20 protein-coding genes and 1 tRNA gene are annotated in these 19,924 nt (G+C 60.8%); 13 read left to right on the top strand and 8 right to left on the bottom strand.

All coding sequences use genetic code 11. The features are described from left to right. Positions 1 to 97: 97 nt before the first annotated feature. Positions 98 to 2,137: an NADH:flavin oxidoreductase gene (locus FHX10_RS06890; RefSeq protein WP_097623425.1), complete on the top strand. Its 2,040-nt coding sequence runs from the start codon at positions 98 to 100 to the stop codon at positions 2,135 to 2,137. 275 nt (positions 2,138 to 2,412) lie between these two features. Beyond that, a complete protein-coding gene (locus tag FHX10_RS06885) occupies positions 2,413 to 3,264 on the top strand; it encodes a glycine betaine ABC transporter substrate-binding protein (RefSeq protein WP_025554799.1) in 852 nt (283 codons plus the stop codon). Between the two features lie 93 nt (positions 3,265 to 3,357). On the opposite strand, the gene FHX10_RS06880 is transcribed toward FHX10_RS06885, so the two are convergent. Further along, positions 3,358 to 3,684, bottom strand: coding sequence for a GYD domain-containing protein (locus tag FHX10_RS06880; RefSeq protein ID WP_025554797.1), 327 nt, complete (start codon positions 3,682 to 3,684; stop codon positions 3,358 to 3,360). A gap of 215 nt (positions 3,685 to 3,899) precedes the next feature. On the opposite strand from FHX10_RS06880, the gene FHX10_RS06875 reads away from it, so the two are divergent. From FHX10_RS06875 to FHX10_RS06865, 3 genes are all read left to right on the top strand, one after another. Further along, the gene (locus tag FHX10_RS06875) at positions 3,900 to 5,075 is read left to right on the top strand and encodes a GGDEF domain-containing protein (RefSeq protein ID WP_025554796.1); all 1,176 of its coding nucleotides are present in this window, start codon (positions 3,900 to 3,902) and stop codon (positions 5,073 to 5,075) included. A 197-nt stretch (positions 5,076 to 5,272) separates the two neighbouring features. Next, positions 5,273 to 5,362: transfer RNA gene (locus tag FHX10_RS06870), tRNA-Ser, on the top strand. Positions 5,363 to 5,636: 274 nt separating this feature from the next. Continuing rightward, the gene (locus tag FHX10_RS06865) at positions 5,637 to 5,825 is read left to right on the top strand and encodes a hypothetical protein (protein ID WP_028758518.1); all 189 of its coding nucleotides are present in this window, start codon (positions 5,637 to 5,639) and stop codon (positions 5,823 to 5,825) included. 569 nt (positions 5,826 to 6,394) lie between these two features. Here FHX10_RS06865 and FHX10_RS06860 read toward each other — a convergent pair. Beyond that, positions 6,395 to 7,822: an MFS transporter gene (locus FHX10_RS06860; RefSeq protein ID WP_097623424.1), complete on the bottom strand. Its 1,428-nt coding sequence runs from the start codon at positions 7,820 to 7,822 to the stop codon at positions 6,395 to 6,397. 138 nt (positions 7,823 to 7,960) lie between these two features. On the opposite strand from FHX10_RS06860, the gene FHX10_RS06855 reads away from it, so the two are divergent. After that, the gene (locus FHX10_RS06855; RefSeq protein WP_047615449.1) at positions 7,961 to 8,854 is read left to right on the top strand and encodes a LysR family transcriptional regulator; all 894 of its coding nucleotides are present in this window, start codon (positions 7,961 to 7,963) and stop codon (positions 8,852 to 8,854) included. 72 nt (positions 8,855 to 8,926) lie between these two features. Then, a complete protein-coding gene (locus FHX10_RS06850; RefSeq protein ID WP_003559525.1) occupies positions 8,927 to 9,151 on the top strand; it encodes an alkylphosphonate utilization protein in 225 nt (74 codons plus the stop codon). An 18-nt stretch (positions 9,152 to 9,169) separates the two neighbouring features. On the opposite strand, the gene FHX10_RS06845 is transcribed toward FHX10_RS06850, so the two are convergent. From FHX10_RS06845 to FHX10_RS06835, 3 genes are all read right to left on the bottom strand, one after another. Then, positions 9,170 to 9,997 carry a transglutaminase-like domain-containing protein gene (locus FHX10_RS06845; RefSeq protein ID WP_028759138.1) on the bottom strand — a complete coding sequence of 276 codons (828 nt, stop codon included), beginning with the start codon at positions 9,995 to 9,997 and terminating at the stop codon, positions 9,170 to 9,172. Between the two features lie 172 nt (positions 9,998 to 10,169). After that, positions 10,170 to 11,042 carry a transglutaminase N-terminal domain-containing protein gene (locus FHX10_RS06840; protein ID WP_028759137.1) on the bottom strand — a complete coding sequence of 291 codons (873 nt, stop codon included), beginning with the start codon at positions 11,040 to 11,042 and terminating at the stop codon, positions 10,170 to 10,172. Between the two features lie 475 nt (positions 11,043 to 11,517). Beyond that, entirely contained in the window at positions 11,518 to 11,673 is a 156-nt protein-coding gene (locus tag FHX10_RS06835; protein WP_018495827.1) for a hypothetical protein, read from the bottom strand. 713 nt (positions 11,674 to 12,386) lie between these two features. Here FHX10_RS06835 and FHX10_RS06830 point away from each other — a divergent pair. Beyond that, positions 12,387 to 12,641 (top strand): GlsB/YeaQ/YmgE family stress response membrane protein, encoded by a 255-nt coding sequence (locus FHX10_RS06830; RefSeq protein WP_047615234.1) that lies wholly within the window; start codon positions 12,387 to 12,389, stop codon positions 12,639 to 12,641. Between the two features lie 90 nt (positions 12,642 to 12,731). Here the strand turns inward: FHX10_RS06830 and FHX10_RS06825 are convergent, their stop codons facing one another. Continuing rightward, a complete protein-coding gene (locus FHX10_RS06825; protein ID WP_047615451.1) occupies positions 12,732 to 13,013 on the bottom strand; it encodes a hypothetical protein in 282 nt (93 codons plus the stop codon). A gap of 219 nt (positions 13,014 to 13,232) precedes the next feature. Here FHX10_RS06825 and FHX10_RS06820 point away from each other — a divergent pair, with 219 nt between their 5' ends. Genes FHX10_RS06820 through glp form a run of 5 tightly spaced genes read left to right on the top strand, consistent with a single transcriptional unit; the run spans position 13,233 to position 18,697 of the window. Then, entirely contained in the window at positions 13,233 to 15,125 is a 1,893-nt protein-coding gene (locus FHX10_RS06820) for a peptidylprolyl isomerase (RefSeq protein WP_184389178.1), read from the top strand. Between the two features lie 8 nt (positions 15,126 to 15,133). Then, positions 15,134 to 16,150, top strand: coding sequence for an anthranilate phosphoribosyltransferase (gene trpD, locus FHX10_RS06815; protein ID WP_063473959.1), 1,017 nt, complete (start codon positions 15,134 to 15,136; stop codon positions 16,148 to 16,150). 9 nt (positions 16,151 to 16,159) lie between these two features. Next, on the top strand, positions 16,160 to 16,972 hold the full coding sequence (gene trpC / locus FHX10_RS06810) for an indole-3-glycerol phosphate synthase TrpC (RefSeq protein ID WP_063473958.1): 813 nt from the start codon (positions 16,160 to 16,162) through the stop codon (positions 16,970 to 16,972). Position 16,973: 1 nt separating this feature from the next. Next, positions 16,974 to 17,474: a cyclic pyranopterin monophosphate synthase MoaC gene (gene moaC, locus FHX10_RS06805; protein WP_047615240.1), complete on the top strand. Its 501-nt coding sequence runs from the start codon at positions 16,974 to 16,976 to the stop codon at positions 17,472 to 17,474. After that, positions 17,471 to 18,697, top strand: a complete 1,227-nt coding sequence (gene glp / locus FHX10_RS06800; RefSeq protein ID WP_063473957.1) for a gephyrin-like molybdotransferase Glp — start codon at positions 17,471 to 17,473, stop codon at positions 18,695 to 18,697. Before moaC ends, glp begins: the two co-directional genes overlap by 4 nt. Here the strand turns inward: glp and FHX10_RS06795 are convergent. Both FHX10_RS06795 and FHX10_RS06790 read right to left on the bottom strand, forming a co-directional pair. Then, entirely contained in the window at positions 18,666 to 19,370 is a 705-nt protein-coding gene (locus tag FHX10_RS06795; protein WP_063473956.1) for a class I SAM-dependent methyltransferase, read from the bottom strand. The two genes, glp and FHX10_RS06795, sit on opposite strands and share 32 nt — an antisense overlap. A 30-nt stretch (positions 19,371 to 19,400) precedes the next feature. Next, entirely contained in the window at positions 19,401 to 19,835 is a 435-nt protein-coding gene (locus FHX10_RS06790; protein WP_082849670.1) for a GNAT family N-acetyltransferase, read from the bottom strand. Positions 19,836 to 19,924: the final 89 nt, after the last annotated feature.

The raw sequence follows: 19,924 nt of genomic DNA, 5'->3' as shown, positions 1-19,924 counted from the left end.
GCCTCACGCCCTCGCCGGACATTGTCGTTCACCCGCCAGAACCCGACGTCGGGAGAACAGGCGACTACGACAATAGGCCGTCACGGGAACAATTGAGATGTCAAACGATCCATTGCTCCAGCCTTTCCAACTCAAGCATTTGACACTCCGAAACAGGATGATGTCGACGGCGCACGAGCCGGGATATACTGAGGACGGACTCCCGAAGGAGCGCTATCGTCTCTACCATTCGGAAAAAGCCAAAGGCGGGATAGCAATGACGATGATCGGCGGTTCGTCCGTCGTCGACATCGACAGTCCCCAGGCGTTCGGCAATATCCAGCTCCACAAAGACGAGTCCGTGAAGTGGCTTCGAGAGCTTGCCGACGACGTTCACGACCACGGCGCTGCCGTGATGATTCAAATCACTCACCTGGGAAGCCGAACCAACTGGAACAAAGGCGATTGGCTCCCGATAATCGATGCGTCCCACATCCAGGAGCCCGCGCATCGCGCCTATCCCAAGGCGATGGAGGATTGGGACTTCGAGCGCGTGATCACAGCCTATGCCGACAGTGCGGAGCGGGTCAAAGCGGCAGGGCTTGACGGGATCGAGCTCGAATGCGCCTCGCATCTCATCGCGCATTTTTGGTCTCCGGCAACAAATAAGCGGGAGGATGAATACGGCGGCTCGCTCGAGAACCGGATGCGCCTGGTGAACGATATTCTCACCGCCATCCGTAAGCGCATCGGTCACGAATTCATTGTCGGCGTCCGCATGGTCTGCGATGAGGTTTGGGATAAAGGGCTCTCGCGAGACGAAGGGGTGGAGATTGCCCGTCGATTGAAGGCCGGCGGTTTGATCGATTTCGTCAACGTCATTCGCGGCCACGTCTCAGAAGACGAGGCCTTGAGTCATGTGATTCCGAACATGGGAACCGCATCTGCTCCCCATCTCGATTTCGCCGGAGAGGTTCGTCAGAATGTGAAGATACCGACCTTTCATGCGGCAAGAATTCAGGATGTGGCTACCGCGCGACACGCGATTGCGAGCGGCAAGCTTGATATGGTCGCCATGACACGCGCGCACCTTGCCGATCCTCACATCATCCGCAAGGTGATCGAAGGGAAGGAGGATCAAATTCGCCCCTGTGTCGGCATGGGGTTCTGCATCGATTCCATTTACCCCGCTGGCAACGCCACCTGCGTGCACAATGCGGCGACTGGTCGGGAGGGCAGCCTCGCGCATGTGATCAGGAAGACCAACGGGCCAATGCATAAGATTGTGGTCGTCGGAGCGGGACCGGGCGGTCTTGAGGCTGCACGGGTCGCGGCCGAGCGGGGCCACAAGGTCACGGTTTTTGAGGCTGGATCCAAAGCAGGCGGACAAATTCTAATAACCGCGGCACTGAAACGCCGTCGCGAAATCCTTGGGATCGTGGACTGGCGCTTGTCTGAATGCGAGCGCCTCGGCGTCGAATTCCACTACAATCGCTTCGTCGATGAGAGTGACGTTGTGGCGGAAGAACCCGACGTCGTCGTCGTTGCTACGGGCGGACTGCCTAATGTTGACTGTCTTGAGGAAGGACAGGAGCTTGCGACGACCAGTTGGGACATCCTCGGCGGAAGCGTTCAGCCCGCGAAAAATGTGCTGGTCTACGACGACAACGGTTCGCACCCCGCCATGACGATCGCTGAGTTTCTGGCCGACGCGGGCTCGAATCTTGAAGTTGTCACGCCTGCACGAACCCTTGCGCCGGACATCGGGGCAACGAGCTACCCCGCCTATTTCCGTGCCCTCAACAAAGCCGGCGCAAAGATCACCCTGAACCTGCACATTGAGCGCCTCGAACGTCGCGGCAACAGGATCGCAGTCATACTTTTCGACGAGTATTCCAAGGTCTGCGTCGAAAAAGAGGTGGACCAGGTTGTCGTCGAAAGCGGGACGAAGCCGATGGACGAACTCTATTTCTCGCTCAAGCCGCTCTCCCGGAACCAAGGTGAAATCGATTACCGGGCGTTCATAGCGGGCAAGCCGCAAGTTGTTGCCAATAATCCCGGTGGCAAGTTTCAGCTGTTTCGGATTGGCGATGCGGTCGCAAGCAGGAACATCCACGCGGCCATATACGACGCGCATCGATTCATGGCCGCGGTTTGATCAAGGCCGTAGGGTTGAATGCCCGCCAATCAGTTCGATTTCGGCCAGTCCTCCAGGGATCGATCTTAAAGGCATACGCAAGTCAAGGCATGCCTGAAGTCCCGAAAGATGTGGGCCTCGCCGTCTACAAGGTCGTGGCCATGATGGCTACGAGCGGGACTCGGTGATCTGATTGCAGGAATTGCGCGCAGGGATGACCCCTCGCCGCGCAATCATGAAGGCCAGGCCGACCGCTGGTGTTTCATGAAAAGGGGAACGAAAACTAGGAGCAAAAAATGATGAAGTTGTGGAAAATGCTTTGTGCCGCGGCCATGTTCGGAATGACCATGCTGCCCGCGCACGCGGAAGAAAAGACCATCACCATTGGCACGATGCAGTGGGAAGATCTGGGAGCGATCAGCGGTGTCACCAAGAAGGCGCTGGAAGATTCCGGCTACACCGTCAAGGTCGTGTCGTTCTCCGAATGGGGCATCGCCTATGCCGCTCTCAGCAAGGGCGATATCCAGATTCTCGCCTCGCTGACCGACTACGTCGCACAGGATTATTGGGACAAGAACAAGAAGAAGCTGGAGAAGATATCGCCGGTTTCGTTTGGCCTGTACCAGGCTATTGCGGTTCCGAATTATGTGCCGATCGACTCCATGGAGCAGTTGAACGGTAACGCCGACAAGTTCAGCGGCAAGATCGTCGGTATCGAACCGGGTTCAGGCCTGATGCGCGATGCCGCCAACTCGGTCAAAGCCTACGACCTCAAGCTACAGCTTGTCGAAGGCAGCACGGCTGCGATGACGGCTGAATTGAAGTCGGCCATCGACCGAAAGGAATGGATTGCTGTGACGCTCTGGGAGCCGTCGTGGATGATACAGAAGTACCCGGTCAAGTTTCTGAAGGATCCGAAGGCGATATTCCCGCTGGCGCAGACCTACAACTGGATAGCCAAGAGCGGCTTCTCCACCGAGAACCCGCATGCGCGCGAAGTCATCGCCAGCGTATATCTCCCGCTCGCAGATATCACCGCGATCGCCGGCGCGGTCGCCGACGGCAAGACAATGGACGAGGCGGTTAAGGGCTGGACCGACACCCATGCCGACCTCTTGAAGCGCTGGGAAAACATCAAGTCGAAGTAACGCTTAACGGCCGGGCCACCGAACAATCGGCGGCCCGGCTCAGACTTTACGCGGAGAGCCGCGGAGGGCTCGCTGGCATTCGGCCCCTGCTTATTACGCTGCCGGTGGACGATATCGAACCGACTTCGCCTTTTCCAACGCTTCGATCGTATCCTCGACGCTGAGGAGGACAGTGGTTTCCATCGCGCTGAGCGCGCCTCCTGCGCCGATAGCCAGTGCGACCGCCGCCATCGAGACGTTGTCAGGCGCCTCCCAAAGATTCCAACCATCATGCTCGCCGAAGGCGTACCAGAACCCGTGGAGCTTTCCGCCTACGGATTCAATATAGCTGCGTGCCGCCTCCCGGCGATCCTCGGGGTTTTCGATCATGCGCGCCCATGTCTCGGGCGTGTAGCTGAAGCGCGTGAGATACATGGCCATGGTGTGTGTCCTCCGCCAGAATAGCACAGTAAACGCTCAAGCCGGGGCGAAGGCGAGTCATTTCCAGCGGGAGGAACAGGCCGCTCAACGCTTCCTATCGCCAGTCTCCGGAAGCACCGCGAATACTGACGTCTAAAGGTCACTCCGCGTTCATTGAAAAGTAGATTTTAGCCGTTATTCGGAGCCCGCTTCTCATCTCATATCGGGTTCCGGCAATGGATCTTGCGACTGTCCTTCTTCTACACAAGTCTTCCTTCATCGTCGGAGCAATCTGCTTCTTTTACGTGAGATGGCGCTCCGGAGCGACGCCAGGGCTTGGCGTACTTGCCGGCAGTTTCTCTTTGCTTGCGATCGCCTCAACGCTCGCTGGTTTGGATGAGAGCCTTCATATGTCCGGCGATGCCAGGACGTTCTGGAGTTTTTCACTCGGCGCCAATGGTTATGGGCTCATGGCGGTTGGGCTTTTCGGCCTCAGCCGGCGTCAAAACTCTTTACGAGACTGGTGGCCGTTACTCCTGCCCGTCGTCCTGACGCTGAGTGCGGTGAAAACGCCATGGTATTTGAACAACGGATTGAGAGCATCGGTGTTCAACGGCAGCGCCGCCGTCCTGCTTGCCTTGTCAGGTTTCGTGATCGCCCGCGACTTCTTCCACGAGCGCCTTACCGCGCGGCTCGGTCTTTCCGCATCCATATGGGTGGCGACGTCTCTCTCCGTTTTGGTGGTCGTCGGCTTCGTCTTTCCGAACGATGCGCCCCTTCCTCCGCGCTACGCATTCTTTTTGCTGATCATCTGTCATTTCGCGGTGGCGCTGTTTGTGCTCGTGCTCGTGCAGGAGAGAGCCGAAGAGAAGCTTACCAGACTTGCAAATACCGATATGCTGACCGGCATTCCCAATCGGCAGCATTTCTTCAATTCGCTTCCGAAAAGCCTCGGCCCCGGAGACGCCTTCGTCCTCATCGATATCGACTTTTTCAAGCGTGTGAACGATATGTACGGGCACGACAAAGGCGATGTCGTTCTCATAAATGTTGCTCGGACAATTGCACAGAATGTCCCCCCTTCCTGCGTGTTCGGCCGGCTGGGCGGCGAGGAGTTCAGCCTCTTTCTGCGCGGCCAAACGCAATCTTCCGCTTTTGCGCTCGCTGAGCGGATACGCGAGGCGGTAAGCGCCGTCAGCCTTGTCTTCGAAGGAAATCAGGTCACCCCTTCCGTCAGCGCAGGCGTGGCACTTTGGGAAGCGGGTCTGACCGACCAAGACGTCCAGAAACGTGCAGATCAGGCGCTCTACATTGCCAAAAACAACGGCCGTAACAGGGTTGAATTGTTTAGCAGTGCCGGGTTGACCAGCAGCTTCCTTGCGCCGGAACTGGCACAGGCTCGCGCAGGCTGAAGAACGGTTGAAGGTCGGTTCTCTCCAGAGCTATTTGCCCATCATAGCGGAGATGCCGGCAAATGCTGCAGAGCACGTTGACGCTGCGATCAAAGCTGCTAAAAAGCCAGCCATCGAATGATTGGGTCGCAAATCGGCAGCAATGACCGGTTGCTGGAATCAACAAAATGTCGATTTCTTAACCTTTTCAATCAGATGGAAGAGTGTCCGAGTGGTTTAAGGAACCGGTCTTGAAAACCGGCGTGCGGGAAACCGTACCGTGGGTTCGAATCCCACCTCTTCCGCCATTTCATATTGATTTTGTTATATAATTTCCGATTTCCGCTCGGGAATTGCGCCCTTACCTTAACGGTAGGATGCCGTCTCAGTAGCATCGGCGCGGTATCGCAGGCTTCCGTTTTGCTGTTGCCCCAATGATTCTGCTCGCCCTGACGCTCGCGGGCAATCTCCCAAAAAATCACGATTGTCTTTTGGCGCGATTTCAATCATCTCGACGTTGCTGGGATATTCACTTGCGAACAAGTCAGCGAAACTGCCCAAAGTCATTTGGAGATAATTCGCTTGAAGCTTTTTGCATGGCTTTCCTGGATGAGTTGCTCGACTGAATGGGCGCCTTTCCCTTCCGAAGAAAAAGGAAACCTTGGCGGCATAGTCATGCGACGGCGCGGCGCGAAATTTCCATTGGTTGAAACCCGTATGCCGACGCCGGATGAACAATATGAAGCGCAGCTTTACTTCGCCATACGTTAGGCGGGCAGCTGCGCGTTGCCGTGGTCGCACTGATCCTTTGCGTTGACGATGAGATGATATACAGGCTGCAGCAGGACGCGACTGCCATTAACTTAAGAATGGGGTCGGGCGGCAGATTGACGTCACGTCGCTGCCACGAGATCACGTGGCCGTCCTCTGAGCCGGCGTCGCAAAGACGTTCTCGCTGCAGCCTTGAAGCGAGTTTGGCTTGGTTCAACCTTCCAGCTGAGCGGCATTCTCCGCCAAAATTTTCATCAGACATTCCTTCACGATCAGGCCCCTCGGCGTCCGAGCAGCCCGATCCTCTACGAGGAGCCACAGATCCTGGAATTGCTCTGGTGAGTGCCCTCACGAGAGGTGCGAGTATATCAGGACGCCAACAGAACCCCAGAAGATTACTGGCATAAGTATCATCCCCGCAACAATGATCTTGGTCACAGCAATAGCTCCGCAAACTCCACCAAAGTCCGCAAAACCTATTGCAGCGACCGAAGCTTTGGTATCGGCATGAAGTCCGGGACAGATCGGACCTTGGTCTGAGTTTCGCTCGGCGGCCGATGAGGGTCGGGCTAACTCTCCCCGAGCGCTCGGCGGCTCCGGCAAGTCCCGGTCGCAATGGCGAGCGCAACGACAATCAGCGCTGCCGCGACGGCGAAGGTGATCCGCATGCCTGAGTGAACCGCGTCGGGATGCGCCGCCGCAATATCGTGCGCTCCCGAAGAGAAAGTGAAGACGGCGCCCATGACGGAAGCGCCGGTGATCAGTCCGAGATTGCGCGACAGATTGAGCACGCCGGAGATGACGCCGCGCTGGTCGGGGCTGATGTCGGCCATGACGGTGGTGTTGTTGGCCGCCTGGAACAGTTGATAGCCTGGCGTCAGCATGGCGATGGCAGCGATATAGCCTGTAATGCCGGGAAGCACGGCCACGGCGACGGAGCCCGCCGCCATGGCGACGAGCCCGGCGATAACCACGAATGATGCGTCCAGACGATCGACCAGGCGGCCGGCCGGGATTCCGCTCAAGATGGAGATGACAGGGCCTATCGACATGACGAGCCCAACGAGAGTTTGATCGAGCCCGAGCGCGTGGGAGAGGTAGAACGGCGCGACCACCAGCGTCGCCATCATCACCGTTGCAACGAGCAGGTTCATCGCCAAGCTGGCGCTGAACACCGGGTTGCGGAACACCGCCAAGCGGACCAGCGGCGATGCCGTTCTCGCCTCGGTGAACACGAACAGACCGGCGCCGAAGACGGCCGTGAGCAGCAGGGCAATGTTCAGCGGACCAAAACTGCCGCGCCCGATCGTCATCGCTAACGCATAGGCTGACAGCGTCAGGGCAAGCACCAGCGTGCCCATCGTATCGAAGCTGGTCCGATTCGCCTTCCCCTTGCTGAGATCGGCGGGCAGATAGCGATGGACGAGAACGAAGCTCAGCACGCCGAGCGGCACGTTGACGAGGAAGATTGCCGGCCAGCCGAGCCCGGCGATCAGGAACCCGCCAAGCGAAGGCCCAAGAGCGGTGCCGATCGCCGACATGGTTCCGAGCAACCCCATGGCGCTCCCGGTCTTCGCCTTCGGCACCGTTTCGCTGACGAAGGCGATGGTCAGCGCCATCATGATGGCGGCGCCCAGGCCCTGCACCGCACGCGCGGCAATCATCAGCCAGAGTGTCGGCGCCAGGCCGCAGAGGATTGAGGCCAGCGTGAAGAGCAGTATGCCGATGAGCAGCAGCCGGCGGCGGCCGGTGATGTCGCCGAGCCGTCCGACGCTGACGACCAGGGTGGTGATGGCGAGCAGATAAGCGAGCACGATCCACTGGACATCCTGGAAGGTGGCGTCGAATGCCTGCGCCAAAGTCGGCAGACCGACATTGGCGATGCTGGTGCCGAGCGATGGCAGCAGCATGGATAGGGAAAGACTGGCAAGCGCCCAGCGGACGGAGGGTATGCGTTCGGCGACGGCCTCGCCTCGCTCTGCAATGACTGGTTTCACAATGGCCTCCTTTTCCGTGGGCCCGAATGGAGCCGATGAAAAGCTAGTCCGCTGCGTGGCGTGGCGGAAGGCGCACGATTTGCATTTCATTCATGCGTCTAACGCCACATCATGATGAAACCATGTTATATGGGATGCATGTCGACACCCGATCTCAACCTGCTCGTCACCCTGGACGTCCTGCTTGCAGAAGGCAGCGTTGCGCGCGCCGCCCGAAGGCTGCGGCTGAGCCCGTCGGCGATGAGCCGGGCGCTGGCCCGATTGCGCGAGACGACCGGCGATCCGCTGCTGGTGCGCGCCGGCCGCGGCCTCGTTCCCACGCCACGGGCGCTGGAACTGCGCGAGCGGGTCGGTCGGGTCGTCGAGGAGGCGCAGGCGGTGCTGCGGCCCTTGGAGGCGCTCGACCTCCAAAGCTTGGTCCGGACGTTTACACTGCGCAGCAGCGAAGGCTTCGCCGAGAATTTCGGTCCCGATCTCATCGCCCGCCTCAGCCGGGAAGCGCCAGGCGTCCGGCTGCGCTTCATGCAGAAGCCGGATAAGGACAGCACCCCGCTACGCGACGGTACCGTCGATCTCGAAACCGGCGTCGTCGGCGATACGACCAGTCCGGAGGTGCGGGCGCAGGCCTTGTTCCGGGACCGTTTCATCGGCGTGGCGCGCAGGGGCCATCCGCTCAGCGAAGGCGAGATCACGCCTGCCCGTTACGCGGCCGGCCGGCACATCATTGTCTCCAGGCGCGGGCTCGACAAGGGGCCGATCGATGAAGCCCTGAATGCGCTGGGGTTGGACAGGCAGGTCGCCACGATCGTCGGCGGCTTTTCGACGGCGCTGGCGCTCGCCCGAACCTCCGATCTGATCGCCAGCGTGCCCGAGCGTCACACGGAATCGCTGCGCGCGGGGATGCATAGTTTTCCCCTGCCCGTTCCGACGTGTGAGATCACGATTTCCTTGCTTTGGCACCCCAGGATGGATGCCGATCCCGCCCATCGCTGGCTGCGCGAGTGTGTCCGGGATGTCTGCGCGGCTACGTGATTGAAGGCCGCCTGAGGTTGACTATGCCATGTCGCCGTGATTTCCCGTCTCGCATCAACAAGCGAGGACATCATGGCTGACGACATTATCGTAAAAGACAGCAACGGAAGCCAGCTTCACGACGGCGATTCCGTAACGCTGATCAAGGACCTCAAGGTCAAAGGAACTTCAGAGACGCTCAAGCGTGGAACGCTGGTCAAGGGCATTCGCCTCACCGACAATCCCGGTGAGATCGAATGCAGCACCAAGCAGGTCAAAGGTCTCGTATTGAAAACCGAGTTTTTGAAGAAGGCATAGGAGCTCCGTCGCCCACCATCAATCGTTCCTGGGTGCCTCCTGCGGCACTTCCTCGGTGATCACCTCGAAACGGGAAAGCGTTGCCGGCCCGAAGGCCGTCGACATCGCGACATCCGTGGCGTCGCGGCCGGTTCCCATCAATATTCTGCCGATGCGCGGCGTATTGTGGCGGGCGTCGACCGTATGCCAGTGGCCGCCGAGAAAGACTTCGAACCAGGCGCTGAAATCCATCGGATTGGGATCGATCGGTACGCCGATATCGCCGAGATAGCCGGTGCAATATCGGGCCGGGATATTCATGCACCGGCACAGCGCGATGGCGAGATGGGCAAAGTCACGGCAGACGCCCGCCTTATCGGTGAAGCCGCCATGGGCGGTGCGCAGGAGGTCGGCCTTCTGGTAATCGAAGGTGATATGGTCGTGGACGAAATCGCAGATTGCCTGGACGCGCGTCCAGCCGAGCGACGTCGACGAGAAGGTTGCCCAGGCAAAATCTGCCAGCCTGTCGGTGTCGCAATAGCGGCTGCCGAGCAGGAAAACCAGCACATCGTCCGGCAGGTCATTGATCGCGTGCTGGACCGCATCATCGGGAACAATATCGGGTTGCCCGCTGTCGTAGATCTCGAATTCCGTGGAAATGGTCGTCAGTCCCGGCGGGGCGACGATCCGGCTGCAGGCATTGCCGAACCCGTCGGTATATTCCCAGGCCTCGATCGGCCGGTCGAATGTCAGGACCTGCTCACTCAGCAGATCGGCGCGCCGAGAGGGATGGATGTTGAGGACGAGCAGCATCGGCGTTGGTTGCGTGCATTCGTAGCCCAGATGAAACCCGGCGCGTATCTTCATTGTGGCTTCCCTATCGCGGCTCCGCATGTGCGGAGGTGAGTATGGAACGTTGATCGCGCTACCCGGTTCCCGCAAGGGACAACTGTCACCATACAGAGACTTGGTGGTGATCCGAGATTGCCCCGGAAGATTATCTCGGAGGTAATCCGGATTACCTCGGAGAGAATCGAGATTATCTCGTGGTGACGTTGACCTGCACCGTCATGCTGTCGAAATCCGCCCCGTCGCCATCATAGCTGCCGCTCAACGGGACTGCCTGGCGCGGATCGCGGGCAACCGCGACACGAATGAGATCGCGGTTGCCGACGATCCCGTTGGTCGGATCGAACTCCGCCCAGCCGGCGCCGGGGAGATAGATCTGGCACCATGCATGGGTGGAACCGCCGCCGAGCACCGTGGAGCCGTCCCGGTCGGGAACATAGACATAGCCCGTGACGAAGCGCGCCGCGAGCCCAAGGACGCGGGCGGCCTCCATCATCAAAAGCGCGAAATCCCGGCAGGTGCCGGAGCGAAGCTGCAAGGTCTGCACCGGGGTCTGTGTTCCGTGTTCCATCCGGCGCTGATAGACGAAGCTTTCCCGAATGGCGTAACAGAGCGTCATCAGCAGATGCCCGGTTTCCGTCGGACGCCCCTGGCGCACGAACTGCCGTGCCCAGCGTCCGACCTCGTCGTTCGGATCGGGATAATGGCGCTGCATTGCCGGCGTCAGATCGGCAATCTCCTCCTTGTCGTAGGAGAATGGATAAATCAGGGCCGCCTCGTCGACCTTGAGATCCAGGGCGACCTGGGGCGTATGATCGAGGGTGATCCAGGTTTCGAAGCGAAGCTCGGACGCCGGCCTCGAAATATCGATGAGCGCCACGCAATTGCCGAAAACATCGTGGATCCAGCGGACATGACTTTCCTCGGGATAGGTCGTCAACGACGCTTCGATCAGCCGCTGGTCGAAACTGTCGCGCGGCCGGAACATCAGGCGATGCTCGCCGAAATCGACCGCCCTGACGTAACGATAGGACGTTATGTGGCGGACGGAAAAAATCGTCATCGGCCGCCGTCCGGTAATCTGTTCACCTTGCTGCTCCAAGGCGGTGACGCCGCCTCTCCTCTGCGGGAGCGCCCTGCCCGCTTTTCCGCTTATCCCGATTTCTTGTCATATAAGCACATTCGAAAGATTGCTATTGTAGCTTCACCGATCGACGGCAGAGCCGTCCAACCTAAGAGGATAACATGCATATCATCTGGGACGTTCTGACACTTCTGCTGACAATCGGCTCGCTCTATGGCGGTCGCGAATACCGGATTATTCGCGCCCGTGCCCGCGCCCAGAACTGGGGCAACTTCTGATTCGATTCCGAGTCATGGTCGCATCGGATCGTTGCCGGTCGCGGCTACGTCGAATGACGTAAAGCCATACGCTTAAGGAAATGCTTTATTAGACGAGACGGCTTCCATCCGTCCATTCTCCCTGTTATTTGAAGCCCGCCTCACCCCTGGCGGGCTTTTTTAGCGATTAATACGCATCACTTCTTGGCGCCGGCCGAAAGCACCCGATGGGTCGCGTTGTCCATTGCGTGGCTCGCTTCCTGTCCATCCTTCTTCAGCCCGTATGCGGTATTGCCGCAGCCGGAAAGGGTGAGCAGGCAGATGCAGGCGATGGCGATTGCAGCTTTTGACATCGAGTGTTTCCCCCGGATCGAATGGCTTCTGGATAAAATGATGCGCTTCGTGGCAAAATCAATCCGTCGGGGCTGGCATGACGGCGAAGTTATTCTGAACTCCGTCCATCACCGGAATTGCTTCATTTGCGCCTGGAAACAAATTTCGCCCCGCCACGGAATTAATCCTGCGTATTTCCAACGGAGCGAACGGCCGATGGGTTGGGTTAATCCCAAAACGCCGTAAAATATTGAAGTGTACTCCCCCGGAGGCATTGTTTGTCATCGCGAGTTTGACCGCAGTCTTTTCAAAGCAAGAAAAACATTCACTAGTCATCTATCGCACGACTCGTCGCCAGCTATTCGAGTATTTATTAATCCGTGTCGCAAAAGAACAGGTTGTGTCATTTTGATATCTTAAGTTTTACTCAAATGCAGCGCTTAACTATTTATTAGTAATAATCTTGCGCGTCGTCCGCTTCAGCTTATGCTTTAAGCATAGGGGAGAGGAAAGATGTTTACGAAAAGTCTGATCATGCCTTTGGGATTCGCAATTCTCGCCATATCAGGCCTGCTGTTTCAGATAGCCGCCTACGTGCTGAACTCCCCGGTCACCGTGCTGCAGCCCTGAGTCACATAAGTTGCTGAACCCGCAAGCAATCTCGGTAACTGGGAGTGGAACTTCCTCTCGTTTCGTGCATTCTGTGACTCGTTTTGCCAGGAGGGAGATAACCATGGAAAACGCAGGCGTGGGTTGGATTGCAGCCATCATCATCGGCGGTATCGCCGGATGGCTGGCGGAAAAGGTCATGAGCAGCAACATGGGCTTGCTCATGAACATATTGCTCGGCATCGTCGGCGCCATTGTCGCCAACTGGATCCTGGGTCTGTTACACATCCAGCCGCTTGCCGGTTGGCTGGGCTATCTGATCACCGGTTTTATCGGTGCCTGCATCCTGATTTTCATCGGCCGTCTCATCCGCCGCTGACCCCGGCCGCTGGCCTCAATCTGCGCGTTAGACATATCGAAAGCCGGGCGTTGATGACGTCCGGCTTTTTCTTGAGCTCTGAATTCCCGTTCAGCGGCGGCTGAGCAGGCCGAACACATAGGCAATGCCTGCCGTAACCGCGAGTGCCATGAGCGGTTCTTCGCGCACCTTGTCGCGCAGCCGTTCGGTCATTACCGAAGCCTCGTCCGTCACCGCCGATTTTGCGCCCTGCCCCAGCGCGACAACGCTTTCCGTCAGCCGGGAGAGATCGTTGCGAAGGGCTGCGACCTGCGCCGACAGATCGTCTGCTGCGATATCAGCCTTGACACGCGCGGCGGTGGATTCGGCGGAAGCGGTTTTCAATTCTGCCATGGTCTGCTCCTGTTTCATGGGATGCCGCTTCAACGAAATGGCGGCCCGAAAAGTTCCGCCGCAACCGATCTTTTGTTCGCCGCAAAGCCGCCGCGGCCGGGCAGCCGCCTTGTGCAGCTTTTCGCGCGACAAACCCTTCATTTCCTGTCGGGTTTGTTTTAAGGAACGTCGAATGTCCGCCGGCGCGCGGCTCAATGATACTGCGAGGTTTGCGTTTCCATGTTCCATATCCTGAGAAGAGCTGCTCAGACCTGGGTTGCCAAGCTCCTGCTGCTTTTGCTCGTCGTCTCCTTCGGTGTCTGGGGCGTGTCGCATGAGCTGTTAACGGGCGGCAACAGCACCACGGTCGTGACCGTCGGCGATCAGCATGTGGACGTCAACGAATTCCACCTCGCCTATCAGCGCCAGGTGGCAAGCCTCAGCCAGCAGTTCGGCATGCGCCTCACCCCCGAGCAGGCCCGCGCCTTCGGCATCGAGCAGCAAGTGCTTGCCCAGCTCGTGGCCGGCGCCTCGCTCGATCAGCTAGCCGAAGACATGAACCTCGGCCTGTCGGAGGATCGCCTCGCCCAGCTGATCGCCGACGATCCGGCTTTCAAGGCCGTCAACGGCCAGTTCGACCGTGAGCTCTTTGTCTCGCGCCTGCGCAATGCCAACATCCGCCAGGACGACTACATCAAGGAGCGCAGCAAGGTCGCCGTCCGCAGCCAGGTCGTCGATGCCATCTCGAACGGATTCACCGCGCCGAAGACGCTGGTCGACGCCTTGAAGCTTTATGGCAATGAAAGCCGCAGTGTCGATTACCTGCTGCTCACCAACGCCAATATCGAGCCGATCAAGGCGCCCGCCGACGACGTGCTGGCGACGTGGTTCGAAGGTGTCAAGCAGCGTTATCGGGCGCCAGAATACCGCAAGCTCATTTATCTCAAGCTGCAGCCCGCCGATATTGCCGACGCTGCAACCGTCACCGACGATCAGATCCACGAAACGTTCGACAAGAGCAAGGATATCTACCGCACACCGGAAAGCCGCACCATCGAACAGTTGACCTTCGCCAGCAAGGATCTTGCCGCCGCCGCCGAAACGGCGCTGAAGAGCGGCACCAGCTTCGATCAGTTGGTCTCCGACCAGGGCAAGACGGCAAGCGACGTGCTGCTCGGCGAATTCACCAAGGACAAGGTTCCCGACCAGGCCGTTGCCAATGCAGCCTTCGCGGTTTCGCGCGATGGCGGCACGACGCCTGTGGTCGACGGCTCCTTCGGGGCCGTCATCCTGCGCATCACCAACATCAAGCCGGAAACGGTGAAGAATTTCGACGAGGTGAAGGAGGATATCCGCAAGCAGCTGGCGCTTTCCAACGCCTCTCAGGAGGCGATCAACGTTCATGACCGCATCGAAGACCTGCGCGCCGGAGGTTCCACGCTCGAGGATATCGCCGGTCAGCTGAAGCTCCAGGCCGTCACCGTCGATGCCGTCGACATGACCGGCGCCGACAAGGAAGGCAAAGAGGTCAAGGATCTCCCGGCCAAGCAGCAGCTGCTCGGCGAAGCCTTCAAGACCGAGGTCGGCGTCGATGCGCCGCCGCTGCCGATCGGCAATGACGGCTATGTCTGGTTCAACGTCCTTGAAATCACGCCGGACCGCGATCGCCCGATCGCCGAGGTGCGCGAAAAGGCCGTCGAGGACTGGACCGCCGAACAGCAGAAGGCCGAGCTCGCCAAGAAGGCCGACGCATTGAAGGCCGAGGCGGCGAAGGGCACGGCACTTGCCGATATCGCAACGCCGCTCGGCATCGCCGTCGAAAGCAAGAGCGGTGTCACCCGCTCCACCGACGATCCGGTGCTCGGCCGCGCCGGCGTCACCGCCGCCTTCTCCGGCCCGGTCGATACGGTCGCGAGCGCCGTGGGCGCCGATCCCTCGACGCAGATCCTGATGAAGGTCACCGAGGTCAACAGTGAGCCGACCGGCGACGTCCTGAACAACCGCGATGCCCAGATCACCGCCATGGCCAATGCCGCCGGCGACGACATCCTCGATCAGATGGTCAACCTGCTGCAGACGCAATACGGCGCGCAGATCAACCAGAAGCTCGCCGAACAGGCGACAGTCCGCTAGGAGGCCTTATGACCGATCTGAAGCCGTTCCTGGCCAAGGCCGCAAGCCGCGAGCCGCTGACGCGTGACCAGGCTCGCGCCGCCTTCGACATCCTGATGTCGGGCCAGGCGACGCCCTCGCAGATCGGTGGCTTCCTGATGGCGTTGCGCGTGCGCGGCGAAACCGTCGATGAGATCGTCGGCGCCGTCACCGCGATGCGCGCGAAAATGCTGGCCGTCGAGGCGCCGGCCGATGCGATCGACATCGTCGGCACCGGCGGCGATGCCAGCGGCACCTACAATATCTCGACGCTGGCGGCGCTGATCGTCGCCGGCGCCGGTGTCCCCGTCGCCAAGCACGGCAACCGGGCGCTGAGTTCGAAATCGGGCGCGGCCGACAATTTGGCCGCACTCGGCGTCAAGCTCGATGTCAGCCCCGAGATCATCTCCCGCTGCATCGCGGAGGCCGGCGTCGGCTTCATGTTCGCGCAGATGCATCATTCCGCCATGCGCCATGTCGGCCCCTCCCGGGTCGAACTCGGCACGCGCACGATCTTCAACCTGCTCGGCCCGCTCTCCAATCCGGCCGGCGTCCGACGCCAGCTGCTCGGCGTCTTCTCGCCGCAATGGCTGGTGCCGCTCGCCGAAGTCATGCGCGATCTCGGCTCCGAATGCGTCTGGGTGGTCCATGGCGACGGCCTCGACGAGATCACCACCACCGGCGTCACACAAGTCGCGGCGCTCGAGGACGGCAAGATCCGCACCTTCGAGCTGTCGCCCGCCGATTTCGGCGTCAGCCCTTGCGTGCTCGCCGACATCAAGGGCGGTGACGGTGTTGCCAACGCCGCAGCGCTTCGCGAGGTGCTCGGCGGCGCCAAGAATGCCTATCGCGATGTCTCGCTCGCCAATGCCGCCGCCTCACTGGTCATCGCGGGCAAGGCCGGGACGATCCGCGACGGCATGACGCTTGCCGCGCAGTCGCTGGATAGCGGCGCCACCGCGCTCGCCCTCGACAAACTCATCGCCGTTTCCAACGATATCGACTAGGATTGCCCGATGACCGATATCCTGAAGAAGATCGAACTCTACAAGCGTGAAGAGATTGTCGCCGCAAAGGCGACGGTGTCGCTCGCCGACTTGAAGGCGATGCAGGCCGGTCAATCCGCCCCGCGCGGTTTTCACAAGGCGCTCGTGGCCAAGCGTGATGCCGGCAATTTCGGCCTCATCGCCGAGATCAAGAAGGCGAGCCCCTCGAAGGGTCTCATCCGTCCGGATTTCGATCCGCCGTCGCTGGCGAGCGCCTATGAGGCCGGCGGTGCCGCCTGCCTGTCCGTCCTGACCGACAGGCCGAGCTTCCAGGGCGCGCCGGAATTTCTAACGGCCGCCCGCGCGGCCTGCGCGCTGCCGGCACTGCGCAAGGATTTCATGTTCGAGACCTATCAGGTGCACGAGGCCCGCGCCTGGGGCGCCGACTGCATCTTGCTGATCATGGCTTCGCTGTCGGATGATGAAGCCGAGCGCCTGCAGGACGAAGCCTTCGACCTCGGCATGGACGTTCTGGTCGAGGTCCACGACGCCGAGGAGATGGAGCGGGCGCTGAAGCTCTCTTCGCCGCTCGTCGGCATCAACAATCGCAATCTCCGCACCTTCGAGGTCAGCCTCACCGTCAGCGAGGCGCTTGCATCAATGGTGCCGGACGACCGGCTGCTGGTCGGCGAAAGCGGTGTCTTCACCCATGCCGATTGCAAAAGGCTGGCCGCCAGCGGCATCAACACCTTCCTGGTCGGCGAAAGCCTGATGCGCAAGGACGACGTGGCGGCCGCCACCCGCGCACTGCTCTTTGGCGAAGCCGTGCTGGCGGCCGAGTGAGATGGGCAGCGAGAAGCCCCGTCTGACCCATATCGGCGCTGCCGGCGAAGCCCATATGGTCGATGTCGGCGACAAGGCGGAAACGGTCCGCATCGCCACCGCCGAGGGCCACGTGCGCATGGCCGAGCAAACCCTGAAGCTGATCCGTGACGGCAACGCCAAGAAGGGCGACGTCATCGCCACCGCCCGCCTTGCCGGCATCATGGCCGCCAAGCAGACCGCCAATCTGATCCCGCTCTGCCATCCGCTGATGCTAACCAAGGTGACGGTCGATATATCAGAGGACGCCGCTCTTCCCGGCCTGCGCGTTACGGCCATGGCCAAGCTGACCGGCAGGACCGGTGTCGAGATGGAAGCGCTGACGGCCGTATCAGTCGCTTGTCTCACCATTTACGACATGGCCAAGGCTGCCGACCGGACGATGGAAATCGGTGGCATCCGGCTGCTGGAAAAATCCGGCGGCAAGTCAGGCGATTTCCGTCATCCGGAGGCCGGTCGATGAGCCTGCTGCCCGTCGCCGAGGCGCAGAACCGCTTGCTGTCGCGCGCCAAACCTGTCGAAACCTCCGAGACGCTCGACCTTGCCGAGGCCGAGGGCCGTGTGCTAGCCCGCGATCTCACGTCAAAGCTGACGCAGCCGCCGTTCGATTCCTCCGCTATGGATGGTTATGCCCTGCGCCGCGACGATGCACCGGAGCCCGGCGCCGTGCTGAGGTTGATCGGCACCTCGGCTGCCGGCCGTGCCTTCGAAGGCGAGGTCGGCAAGGGCGAGACTGTTCGCATCTTCACCGGCGCCCCGGTTCCCTCGGGCGCCGATAGCGTGCTGTTGCAGGAGGATGCCGAACGGCTGGACGACGGCACCATCCGCACGACATTCCCCGTGCGTCAGAACCAGCATGTGCGCCCGCGCGGACAGGATTTCGTCGAGGGCGAAGCCGTGCTGCCGGCAGGCACGATACTCGATTTCACCCGGCTGACGGTTGCCGCCGGCATGAACAATGCAACGGTGGAGGTACGACGCAAGCCGCTGGTCGCCATCCTTGCGACCGGCGACGAGCTGTTGCCGCCAGGCAGCCAACCCGGCCCGGCGCAGATCATCGCCTCGAACGGTTTCGGCATTGCCGCCCTCGCCCGCAAGGCCGGCGCCGAGGTGCTCGATCTTGGCATTGCGCCTGACGACCAGGCAGCCATCACCGCCGCGATCGGCAAGGCTGAGGCGGCCGGCGCCGATGTGATCGTGACGATCGGCGGCGCCTCCGTCGGTGACCACGATCTAGTGCGGGCGACGCTGACGGCTGCCGGCATGGAACTCGATTTCTGGCAGATCGCCATGCGGCCGGGCAAGCCTCTGATGGTCGGCAGTCTCGGGCCGATCCACGTGCTCGGCCTGCCCGGAAATCCGGTCTCCAGCCTGGTCTGCAGCCTGCTGTTCCTGGAGCCGCTGATCCGCCGGCTCGCATCGCTGCCGCCGGTGCGGCGCGAGGCGACAGCCGAGACAGCCATATCGCTGCGAGCCAACGATCATCGCCAGGATTATCTCCGCGCCAGACTGGCGAAATCGGCCACGGGCGGCTGGATCGCCGAACCATTCGGCAAGCAGGATTCCTCGATGATGAAGGTCTTCGCTGCGGCCGACTGCCTCGTCATCCGCCCGCCGCATGCGGGTGAATTGCCGGCCGGCGCACCCTGCCCGGTCATGCTGTTGCGGCCTGACCTCCTGGCATAATCCCCGCCTTCAACTGGTGCCGGAGCGTGAAGACCCCTGCCGGCACCGCCCCGCCGCCCGTGCCGGCGCCGAAATCGGCAACGGCATGGGTCGCGATTCGACTCAATTCTCCCTGAGGCAGATAGGCCCTCTCGGGATCGCCGATCAGCACCTCGATGCCGCTTGCCTGACAGCGCGACAGGAACGCCATCACCCGCAAGGCAAGGGCGGGTTCGTAGAACAGGTCGCCAACCACGAGAAGGTCTGTCTCCGGCGGCGGTTCATCGATGATATCGGCGGCGACGGCCACGATGTTCACATCATTGATCGCCGCGTTGAGGCCGGTTGCGGCAATGGCATTGGCATCGATATCGACCGCCGTCACCGCCACTGCGCCGGCTTTGGCCGCCGCGATGGCGACGAGCCCGGAGCCGGCGCCGAGATCGAGGACACGGCGGCCCCCGACCGTCTCCGGCTGGTCGAGCAGATGGCGGGCAAGCACAGCGCCGCCGGCCCAGGGATAGGCCCAATAAGGCGCCGGATCGGCTTCTCCGGGGCCTGCAAGCCGCCAGAGCCCGCTCGCGGGGCCTGCGGTATGCAGCCGGATCTCGGGAATGCAGGGAACGGCTGATATCGGCAGATTGGCCTTGATGAAGGCGACTGGATCGGGTTGCGAGATGACCGGGCGTTTCATTGTCTCTCCTGCCTGGCTGAGCCCGATGGTTCAGTAGTTCTTCATGGCGAGATGCGGCATGCCACCATCGAGAAATTCCGTGCCATAGGCGACGAAACCGAAACGTTCATAGAGCGGTAGCTTGCCGGCCTGCGCTGTGAGATAGAAGCGGTTGTCGCGCGCGCTGCGATGCAGGTCCATCGCCCGCCCGATCATATCAGCCGCGATGCCGCGCCCGCGCCATGGGTGGGCAACCGCGACACGGCCGATCTTCACATGTTCCTCGGCGTAAATGACCCGCAGCGTGCCGGAGACTTCGCCCGCCGTGAGGGCGACGAGATGGTGGGCGCTGAGATCGTCGGCATCGAATTCTTCGGCTTCGGGAACCTTCTGCTCATGCACGAAAACGGCACGCCGCAGCCGGAAGGCCTCATTGCAGAGCATACTGAAAACCGGAACGCTGAGGATCGTTGTTTCCACCATCACAGGAGCTCCCCGAGGAATACGACCCAAGGCCCTTCGCCCGAACTGGCGAAGGGGTCCCGCGATTCAAACTGCTGCAGCATCCAGCGCTG

Origin of the sequence: Rhizobium sp. BK591 (assembly GCF_014195045.1) — a bacterium.
Classification (GTDB): Bacteria; Pseudomonadota; Alphaproteobacteria; order Rhizobiales; family Rhizobiaceae; genus Rhizobium; species Rhizobium anhuiense.
The sequence above is the reverse complement of the archived record's forward strand: the minus strand, read 5'-3'. Positions and strand labels throughout refer to the sequence as shown.

Excerpts from the sequence above, each read along its gene's own strand:
- FHX10_RS06825 (WP_047615451.1), bottom strand. The coding sequence starts at position 13,013 with ATGGCAGAATTGAAAACCGCTTCCGCCGAATCCACCGCCGCGCGTGTC.
- FHX10_RS06795 (WP_063473956.1), bottom strand. The coding sequence starts at position 19,370 with ATGAAACGCCCGGTCATCTCGCAACCCGATCCAGTCGCCTTCATCAAG.
- FHX10_RS06855 (WP_047615449.1), top strand. The coding sequence starts at position 7,961 with ATGTCGACACCCGATCTCAACCTGCTCGTCACCCTGGACGTCCTGCTT.
- glp (WP_063473957.1), top strand. The coding sequence starts at position 17,471 with ATGAGCCTGCTGCCCGTCGCCGAGGCGCAGAACCGCTTGCTGTCGCGC.
- FHX10_RS06845 (WP_028759138.1), bottom strand. The coding sequence starts at position 9,997 with ATGAAGATACGCGCCGGGTTTCATCTGGGCTACGAATGCACGCAACCA.
- FHX10_RS06890 (WP_097623425.1), top strand. The coding sequence starts at position 98 with ATGTCAAACGATCCATTGCTCCAGCCTTTCCAACTCAAGCATTTGACA.
- trpD (WP_063473959.1), top strand. The coding sequence starts at position 15,134 with ATGACCGATCTGAAGCCGTTCCTGGCCAAGGCCGCAAGCCGCGAGCCG.
- FHX10_RS06820 (WP_184389178.1), top strand. The coding sequence starts at position 13,233 with ATGTTCCATATCCTGAGAAGAGCTGCTCAGACCTGGGTTGCCAAGCTC.
- moaC (WP_047615240.1), top strand. The coding sequence starts at position 16,974 with ATGGGCAGCGAGAAGCCCCGTCTGACCCATATCGGCGCTGCCGGCGAA.
- FHX10_RS06840 (WP_028759137.1), bottom strand. The coding sequence starts at position 11,042 with ATGACGATTTTTTCCGTCCGCCACATAACGTCCTATCGTTACGTCAGG.
- FHX10_RS06885 (WP_025554799.1), top strand. The coding sequence starts at position 2,413 with ATGATGAAGTTGTGGAAAATGCTTTGTGCCGCGGCCATGTTCGGAATG.
- FHX10_RS06830 (WP_047615234.1), top strand. The coding sequence starts at position 12,387 with ATGGAAAACGCAGGCGTGGGTTGGATTGCAGCCATCATCATCGGCGGT.
- FHX10_RS06835 (WP_018495827.1), bottom strand. The coding sequence starts at position 11,673 with ATGTCAAAAGCTGCAATCGCCATCGCCTGCATCTGCCTGCTCACCCTT.
- FHX10_RS06875 (WP_025554796.1), top strand. The coding sequence starts at position 3,900 with ATGGATCTTGCGACTGTCCTTCTTCTACACAAGTCTTCCTTCATCGTC.
- trpC (WP_063473958.1), top strand. The coding sequence starts at position 16,160 with ATGACCGATATCCTGAAGAAGATCGAACTCTACAAGCGTGAAGAGATT.
- FHX10_RS06850 (WP_003559525.1), top strand. The coding sequence starts at position 8,927 with ATGGCTGACGACATTATCGTAAAAGACAGCAACGGAAGCCAGCTTCAC.
- FHX10_RS06880 (WP_025554797.1), bottom strand. The coding sequence starts at position 3,684 with ATGGCCATGTATCTCACGCGCTTCAGCTACACGCCCGAGACATGGGCG.